The 7,293-nt window shown below is 63.6% G+C and carries 4 protein-coding genes; 1 reads left to right on the top strand and 3 read right to left on the bottom strand.

Going from position 1 to position 7,293, the window contains the following annotated elements:
• The first annotated feature begins 53 nt into the window (after window positions 1–53).
• Complete coding sequence (locus tag RUW20_RS12985; RefSeq protein WP_313952649.1) at window positions 54–2,960, top strand: chemotaxis protein CheB; 2,907 nt, start codon at window positions 54–56, stop codon at window positions 2,958–2,960.
• Between the two features lie 38 nt (window positions 2,961–2,998).
• Here the strand turns inward: RUW20_RS12985 and RUW20_RS12980 are convergent, their stop codons facing one another.
• From RUW20_RS12980 to RUW20_RS12970, 3 genes are all read right to left on the bottom strand, one after another.
• Entirely contained in the window at window positions 2,999–5,497 is a 2,499-nt protein-coding gene (locus tag RUW20_RS12980; RefSeq protein ID WP_313952648.1) for an EAL domain-containing protein, read from the bottom strand.
• Window positions 5,494–7,017 carry a bacteriohemerythrin gene (locus tag RUW20_RS12975; protein ID WP_313952647.1) on the bottom strand — a complete coding sequence of 508 codons (1,524 nt, stop codon included), beginning with the start codon at window positions 7,015–7,017 and terminating at the stop codon, window positions 5,494–5,496. The genes RUW20_RS12980 and RUW20_RS12975 overlap by 4 nt, the downstream gene beginning before the upstream one ends.
• Window positions 7,018–7,078: 61 nt before the next feature.
• A partial coding sequence (locus RUW20_RS12970; protein WP_313952646.1) for an ATP-binding protein occupies window positions 7,079–7,293 on the bottom strand: 215 nt, incomplete at its 5' end.

Raw genomic sequence — 7,293 nt, 5'->3', positions numbered from 1 at the left:
CCGGAAGCAGCTGCGGCAGCCCCCCCTCCCCCCTCCCCCCTCCCCCCTCCCCCCTGGCCCCCTCGCCCACCTCACCGGCCGGCCCGACGGTTGTCGGCATTGGCGCCTCCGCCGGCGGACTGGAGGCCTACGAGGCATTTTTTCGCCATTTGCCAGGGGACAGCGGTCTCGCCTTCGTGCTCGTGCAACACCTTGACCCCAGCCACGCGAGCCTGCTCTCCGAGATCCTGCAACGCTGCACGGCGATGCCGGTGCTGGAGGCTGAAGACCAGATGGCCACGGCCGCGAATACGGTTTACGTCATTCCGCCCAACCACGACATGACCCTCTGCAACGGCCGCCTGCGGCTGTCCACACCCGAATTGCCGCGTGGTCAGCGGATGCCGATCGACACCTTCTTCCGCTCGCTGGCTGACGAACGACGCTTTAACGCGGTCGGCATCATCCTTTCCGGCACCGGCACCGACGGCACCCTGGGGCTACGCGCCATCTACGGCGCCGGTGGCATCACCTTTGCCCAGGAGCCGGCCTCGGCGAAGTTCGCCGGCATGCCGGAGAGCGTCACCCGGGCCGGCTATGCCAGCCATGTCCTGCCGGTCGAAGACATACCGACCATGCTACTGGCCAGCCTACGTCAGCTCGCTACCGGCGACGAATCACAAACAACGGCGGACGCCACGACCACCCCCGCAGCCACTGCAGACGATACCAGCGCCGTGCTGGCGCTGCTCCTGGCAGCCACCGGCCACGATTTCTCGCTCTACAAGAAAGGCACTATCGGCCGCCGTATCGCGCGGCGGATGGTGCAGCATCAGCTGACCGGGATGGACGCCTACGTCAGCTATATCAGGGAACATCCTGCCGAGAGTCAGGCGCTGTTCAAGGACTTGCTGGTCAACGTCACCAGCTTCTTTCGCGACCCGGAAGCCTTCGAGGTTCTGGGACAGGAAATCATTCCGAATCTGCTGGCCGGGAAACCAGCCGACTACGTGCTGCGCGTTTGGGTGGCGGGCTGCGCGACCGGCGAGGAAACCTACTCGATTGCCATGCTGATACGCGAGAGCATGGAGCAGGCGCCGAAAGCCCTCAAGGTCCAGATCTACAGCACCGACCTCGACGAGGAAGCGATCACCGTCGCCCGCGCTGGATTCTACCCACTCAACGTCACTGCCGATCTCACAGCGGAACGGCTGCAACGCTTCTTCCAGAAGGAGGATGGCGGCTACCGGATCAAGAAGGAAGTGCGCGAAATGATCGTATTCGCCGCCCAGAACGTGATCAAGGATCCGCCGTTCACCCGGCTGGACCTGATCAGTTGCCGTAACGTGATGATCTACCTGGAGCCGGCACTGCAAAACCGGCTGATACCGGCACTTCACTACGCGCTGAAACTCGGCGGCGTGCTGTTTCTGTCGCCAGCCGAGAGTATCGGCGAGCATGGCGCACTGTTCACCCCGCTGAACCGCAAGTGGCAGATCTACCGTGCGATCAACAGCACTGCCTCAAGCCGCGCATTCATCGCTGGCCAGCTCTCGTGGCCGATTGCGGGCGGTGCCAGACCGCCCGAGGAGGTGGCAACGAAAGCCGGGCAGACCAATCTCGCGGAACTCACCCGGCGCGCCCTGCTGCAATCGTTCGCACCAGCCTCCGTGGTCACCGACGCCAAGGGCGCGATCCTGTTCGTGCACGGCGACACCGGCAGGTTCCTGCGCCCGGCGCCAGGAAGGGCGACCCTCAACGTGGTCGAAATGGCCCTCGATGATCTGCAACTCGAACTGCGTGCCGCGCTGCTCGGCGCTGCCGAGCAAGGCACAGCAACCACAGGGCGAGAGCTGTCGGCGAGGATTGACGGCAAGCTGCAGCGGGTCAGCCTGAGTGTGCGCCCACTACCCAGCCGAGACAGCAGTCAACAGTTGCTGCTGGTGAGCTTCCAGGACGTCTTGCCCGCAGTACCGGGCCCATCGAGCGACCACACCCCCGGCCACGGAGCAGCGGACGAGCAGCGCGTCGCGGAACTCGAGCGCGACCTCGCGCATACCTGGGAGAACCTGCAGGCGACGATCGAAAGCCAGCAGGCCTCGAACGAGGAACTGATGTCGACCAACGAGGAGCTGCAATCGACCAACGAAGAACTGCAATCGACCAATGAGGAGCTGGAGACTTCCAAGGAGGAGCTACAGTCGATCAATGAAGAGCTGGTGACGGTCAATGCCGAGTTGCAGGCCACCGTCGACCAATTGGCCAAGGCGCAGAACGACCTGAAGAACCTGATCGACAACGTCAGCGGCGGCATTGTCTTCCTCGACCAGCATTTGCATATCCGCTGCTTCACGCACGAAATGAAGTTGCTCTTTCGGCTGACGGCCAACGACGTCGGCCGGCCACTGGCCGACATCAAGTGCGATATCGTCGGAGCCGACCTGCTGGGCAACGCGCAAGCGGTGATCGATACCCAGCAGCATTGCGAGCGGGAGGTGCATACGGTGCATGGCACCTCGTATCAGGCCCGCCTGAAACCCTACCGCACGCGCGACGAGACGATTGACGGCGTGGTGATCACCTTTGCTGACATCAGCGACCGTGTCGAGGCGGAAGCGAGGGTCTCGGCGGCGCGGCTGTTTTCCGAAAGTGTCGTTGATACGGTGCGAGAACCCCTGCTGGTACTCGCTGGCGATCTCTCGGTCGTCGCCGCCAGCCGCTCGTTCTACAAGCGCTTCCGGGTCTCCGCGCAGGAGACGATCGGCCGTCGGCTGTACGATCTTGGCGAGAGGCAGTGGGACATCCCGGCCTTGCGCGATTTGCTGACCAACATCCTGCCGCGCGACCAGGCGATCGAGGACTTCACGGTGGAACATGACTTCGCTGGCGTCGGCCACCTCAAAATGGTGCTCAACGCCCGCCGCATCACTGGCGAGCAGCCATTGATCCTGCTCGCCATGGAGGAAGTCACGAGCGCTTGAAGCGTATCCGGCGCGATGGCCGACGCGCTTGTCGCGCCCTACGCGGCGCCGTCTTTGCCGAAGCGCTCTTTCCAGGTGCGGAACGCGTCGCGGACCTCACTTTTGAGGTGCTCGTCGTCCCATGGCTTGCTCAGATAGCGGTGGATCGACCCCTTGTTGATCGCGTCGGTGACCGCGGTGATCTCCGAGTAACCCGAAAGCACCATGCGCACCGTCCTCGGATAGAGCGTCTTGACGCGAGAAAGCAGTTCGGTTCCGGTCATCAAGGGCATCCGCTGGTCGGAGAGGATCACTTCGACCGGCTCGCGCGCCAGGACGGCGAAGGCGGCATCGGCGCTGTCGGCAATGAGAATCCGATAGCCTTCGCGCCGCAGCAGGCGGTTGAGCGCGGAAAGTATGCTCGGCTCGTCGTCGACCAGCAGCACGGTCGACTGGCTAGCGTCCGTTCCGGTGCCGAAATCGAGCCGCTTGCCAGTGCCGAGCAGTACGGCCAGTTGCTCAGCGGGAAGCGGCCGCGAGAAGAAATAGCCCTGCATCTCGTCGCAATCGTTGCGCCGCAGGTAGTGCATCTGCTCCTCGGTCTCGACCCCTTCGGCGAGGACGACCTTGCCGAGCTTGTGCGACATGGCGATGATCGCCTGGGCGATGGCGGCGTTGCCGGGATCGCTGGTGATCTCCCGAACGAAGGACTGGTCAATCTTGACGACGTCGATCGGGAAGCGTGAGAGGTAGGCGAGCGACGAATAACCGGTGCCGAAATCGTCGAGCGAGAGCCGTACGCCGATTTCCTTGAGACGCTGGATGGCCCTCGCGGCGATGCCGACATCGTCCATCATCGCCCCCTCGGTAATCTCGAGCTCCAGCGTTCGCGGATCAATCTGGTGGACGGCGAGAGCGTCACTGACGCTCCGGCAAAGATTGTCGGAGCGAAAATGTCGCGCCGACAGGTTGACCGCGACCTTGATCGGCGGCACGCCGGCATCGAGCCATTCGCGCATCTGCCGGCAGGCTTCGGCGACCACCCATTCGCCTATCGAGACGATCAGCCCGCTGTCCTCGGCCATGGGGATGAATCGACCGGGTGGGATCAAACCCTGCGCCGGATGCTGCCAGCGCAGCAGCGCTTCGACGCCGATCACCGCACCAGTCAGCAGGCTGAGCTGCGGCTGATAATGCAGCAGCAGCTCGCTCTTCTCGACGGCATGACGCAACTCGGCGAGCCATTCGCGGCGTTCGGAATTTTCGCTGCTCAGCGCGCGATCGAATCGGGCGGCGGTATCACCTCCTTCGCGCTTGGCCCTTTGCGTCGCACTGGCGGCGCACACCAGAAGTTCGCCGGGTTCCGTACCATCGTCAGGAAAACAGGCGAAGCCAATCGACGGTGTCACCTCGATCGCTTGCTCGCCGGCGACCAGCGCCGGACGAAGAGCGGCCAGTAAACGCTCCGCAATCTCGTCCCAACTGCCGGCCGACGGTGACCCCGGGATAGTCAGCAAGACGCCAAATTCGTCGCCACCGAGGCGGGCGAGCACATCGCCCTCGCGCAGAATATCGCCAAGCCGGTTCCCGATCTCGACCAGCACGCGGTCGCCATACTCGTGCCCGAGCACGCGGTTGATACTCTCGAAGTCGTCGATGTCGATATGAACGACGGCGACGCCTGCCTTGTCTCCCTCGGCGTGCTGGAGAAGTCGCGTCAGCTCGCTGAGAAAGCCGGATCGATTGCGCAAGCCGGTCAGCGCATCGGTGCTCATCAGATCCTGCAGCCGCCCTTCGAACTCCTGCTGTTTCGAACGATCCTCGCCGATAGCGAAGTAGAAGGCTAACTGCCCGTCCTGGCCGGCGATCGGCAAAATGGTCTTCTTCTCCGTATAGATGCCGCCATCCTTGCGCCGGTTGACGAACTCGCCGCTCCAGCTTGAACCGGCATTGAGTGCCTCGTGCATGTCGCGGTAGGTCGCGTCGGGTGTCAGGCCGGAGCGAAACTTCGCCGGCTTGCGACCCAGGACCTCCTCGGCGGCATAGCCGCTCATCGCCAATGCCGCGGGGTTGGCGAAGAGAATCGCCAGATTGGCGTCGGTGATCATGATCGATAGCGGGCAGTTGTGCGCGACATCGCGAAACAGCAACGCCGACTGCAGGCTTTCGTGCACGCGCGTGACGTCGCTGCCGACGAGGAAGATTGGCGCGAGAATGGTGTCTGCACCGGCGCGCCATTCGATCGACCACGAAATCCATAGTTTCCGGCCGTCGCTCGTCGTCAGCGGCGTTTCCGCCTGGCGAACGCCAGCGTGGCCAGCGCTATCGCGAACCTCGGCAAGAAACTCGGGGGATGCTTGCGCACCCGCACCGAGCACCTCGACCAGCGGACGTCTGAAAACCTGCCCAAGCCGGTTGAAGCCGAGCAGGCGCAGGCCGAAGGTATTGACATACCAGACCTTGAGCTGAGCATCGACGCGGATGACCATCAGGCCCAGCGCATCGTAGATCGACTGGTACGGGGTCGCGGGGGTCGCGGGAGTCGCGGGACTGCTCACGGCGAAGCCTCCTCGACCTGATCAGGTCCGGCGATCGGCAACCGGATGCGAAAGCGCGTGCCCTGCCCCAGCTGGCTGTCGACGGCAATGCTGCCGTTGTGGCGCTGGACGATTTCCCAGGAGATCGCCAGGCCCAGCCCGGTGCCCGTGCCGACCGGCTTGGTGGTGAAGAAGTGCTCGAAAATCCGCTTCTGCACTTCGGGCGGCATGCCACCACCGGTGTCCTCGACTTCGACCCAGACGTGGCGACCTTCGTGGCCACTGCGCAGGGTGATCGTGCCGGACGTTTCGATGGCCTGCCCGGCGTTGACCAGCAGGTTCATGAATACCTGGTTGAGCTGCGCCGGAATACAGCGCACCGCCGGCAGCTCGCCGAGGTCGCGGACCACTTGTGCCTTGTACTTGAGTTCGTTCCAGACCACGTTCAGGGTACTCTCCAGCCCGCGGTTGAGGTCGGCCTCCTGCCACTCGGCTTCCTCGACATGCGAAAAATCCTTGAGGTCGGCAACGATCTTGCGCACCCTCGCCAGCCCATCGGCCGACTCACCGATCAGATCCGGAATATCCTCGCGCAGAAAATCGAGTTCGGCTTCCTGCAAGGCCTGCTCGGCGGCCAGCCGTGCCGGGTGAGCGGCGGCCAGCGCGGCCACCGCCGGCGCGGCCGCGTCGATGACGCCGAGCAGGCGCTCGACGTAGCGCTTGAGCGACGCCAGATTGGAACTGACGAAACCGATCGGGTTGTTGATCTCGTGGGCGACACCGGCCGCGAGCTGTCCCACGGCCGCCATCTTCTCGGATTGCAGCAGGCGGCCCTGGGTCCGTTCGACGGCTTCCATCGCCCGCTGCAACTCTGCCTGCTCGCGCAGCAATTCCTCATTGGTCGCCTGTAACTCGCCGCCACGCTGCTCCACTTGCCGTTCGAGACTGGCGTTGAGTTCAGCCAGCTTTTCCTGCGTCGCCTGCAGTTGTTCATTGGTACTGCGCAGCACCCGGTTGCGCCGCGAGACCACGGCAAACAGTTCGACCAATGCGTCAGTGAGCACTGCCTGCGCCGAATCCTCCTTTTCTTCGCGCGCCAGGGTCGCGGCTTCGACCGCGCCATGTCCGGCAGCGACCAGGCGCAGTTGCCGCGCCATCAACTGGTCTTCGATCAGGATGTGGAAGGTCAGCCAGCTGGCCAGAAAGCGCAGCAGATCCCGGCCGTTGTACATACCGACGTCGTCGAGTTGGCCCTGCATCAGCGCCACCTCCTCAACGAAACCCTGATGACTGCGAATGTGATGGGCGAAGTCATCCTCATCGATGTTCCCTTCGCGCATGATGGCTTCCTCATCGCGAAAATGTGTCACCGCGTATTCCGAGAGTCGATCGAGCAAGCTGCGGGCCTCGTTGCCGGCCATCCCCTCGTCGCCACTGAGCAGCGGTGCGACCTGGTTGATCAGATCGACCAGCCCGCGATGCTGGGCATCGACGAGCTCGATGCCGGTGACGAAGTGCCTACTCCAGTTCATGAAGCTCATGAGGTTTGTCCTTGTTGGTGACCCGCCACGAATACTCGGGACGCGGTGCCGTGCTCACCAGTCATGCCAACGTCACGCTGCTCTGGCTGCCATCGATCGGCAGGGTGATATGGAAAGTGGTGCCACGGCCAGGCTGCGAGCGGACATCGATGCGCCCGTGATGTCTTTCGATGATGCCGAAGGAAATCGAAAGACCGAGACCGGTGCCCTGGCCAACCTGTTTGGTGGTGAAGAAGGGCTCGAACACGCGCTTCTGGACCTCCGGCGACATTCCCC

Source organism: Accumulibacter sp. (assembly GCF_032229525.1).
GTDB lineage: Bacteria > Pseudomonadota > Gammaproteobacteria > Burkholderiales > Rhodocyclaceae > Accumulibacter.
Note: the sequence above shows the minus strand (reverse complement) of the source record. Positions and strands in the feature narration are given on the sequence as shown.

What these genes read in the sequence shown, in the direction of transcription:
- RUW20_RS12975 (WP_313952647.1), bottom strand. Translation starts at nt 7,017, where the DNA reads ATGAGCTTCATGAACTGGAGTAGGCACTTCGTCACCGGCATCGAGCTC.